Consider the following 1,419-nt stretch of genomic DNA (forward strand, 5'->3'; position numbering starts at 1 on the left):
AAGATTGTCCGGCGGTGTCCTACTCTCCCACACCCTCACGAGTGCAGTACCATCGGCGCTGGAGGGCTTAGCTTCCGGGTTCGGAATGTGACCGGGCGTTTCCCCTCCGCCATGACCGCCGTAACTCTATGAACATATCAAACAACCCCAGACCCGAACCCCTTACAGGGGGTCACAATTGGGTGTTCGCTTGTTCAGAGTTGCACAGTGGACGCGTAGCAGCTTAGTAGTCAAGTCCTCGGCCTATTAGTACCGGTCAACTGAACCCGTTACCGGGCTTACATTTCCGGCCTATCAACCCAGTCGTCTAGCTGGGGGCCTTACCCACTCAAAGAGTGGTGGGATACCTCATCTTGAAGCAGGCTTCCCGCTTAGATGCTTTCAGCGGTTATCCCTTCCGAACGTAGCTAACCAGCCGTGCCCCTGGCGGGACAACTGGCACACCAGAGGTTCGTCCGTCCCGGTCCTCTCGTACTAGGGACAGCCCTTCTCAAGTATCCTACGCGCACGGCGGATAGGGACCGAACTGTCTCACGACGTTCTAAACCCAGCTCGCGTACCGCTTTAATGGGCGAACAGCCCAACCCTTGGGACCTGCTACAGCCCCAGGATGCGACGAGCCGACATCGAGGTGCCAAACCATCCCGTCGATATGGACTCTTGGGGAAGATCAGCCTGTTATCCCCGGGGTACCTTTTATCCGTTGAGCGACACCGCTTCCACTCGCAAGTGCCGGATCACTAGTCCCGACTTTCGTCCCTGCTCGACCTGTCAGTCTCACAGTCAAGCTCCCTTGTGTACTTGCACTCAACACCTGATTGCCAACCAGGCTGAGGGAACCTTTGGGCGCCTCCGTTACCCTTTAGGAGGCAACCGCCCCAGTTAAACTACCCACCAGACACTGTCCCTGAACCGGATAACGGTCCGAAGTTAGATACCCAAATCAACCAGAGTGGTATTTCAAGATTGCCTCCACCCATACTGGCGTATGAGCTTCACCGGCTCCCACCTATCCTACACAAGCTAACTCAAGTACCAATGTCAAGCTATAGTAAAGGTCCCGGGGTCTTTCCGTCCTGCCGCGCGTAACGAGCATCTTTACTCGTACTGCAATTTCGCCGGGCCTGTGGTTGAGACAGTGGGGAAGTCGTTACGCCATTCGTGCAGGTCGGAACTTACCCGACAAGGAATTTCGCTACCTTAGGATGGTTATAGTTACCACCGCCGTTTACTGGCGCTTAAGTTCTCCGCTTCGCCCCGAAGAGCTAACAGGTCCCCTTAACGTTCCAGCACCGGGCAGGCGTCAGTCCATATACATCGAATTACTTCTTCGCATGGACCTGTGTTTTTAGTAAACAGTCGCTTCCCCCTGCTCTCTGCGGCCATACAACGCTCCACCCGCGCGGGGCTTCACGTCTC

2 rRNA genes (1 of these 2 only partly in view) are annotated in these 1,419 nt (G+C 55.7%); both read right to left on the reverse strand.

The annotated features are described in order from the left end of the window. Nucleotides 1-6: 6 nt before the first annotated feature. Nucleotides 7-123 (reverse strand): 5S ribosomal RNA (gene rrf, locus ACLQ24_RS28280). 103 nt (nucleotides 124-226) lie between these two features. Then, a 23S ribosomal RNA gene (locus ACLQ24_RS28285) occupies nucleotides 227-1,419 on the reverse strand (it continues 2,018 nt past the right edge of the window).

This window comes from Micromonospora sp. DT4, assembly GCF_049841675.1.
Classification (GTDB): Bacteria; Actinomycetota; Actinomycetes; order Mycobacteriales; family Micromonosporaceae; genus Micromonospora.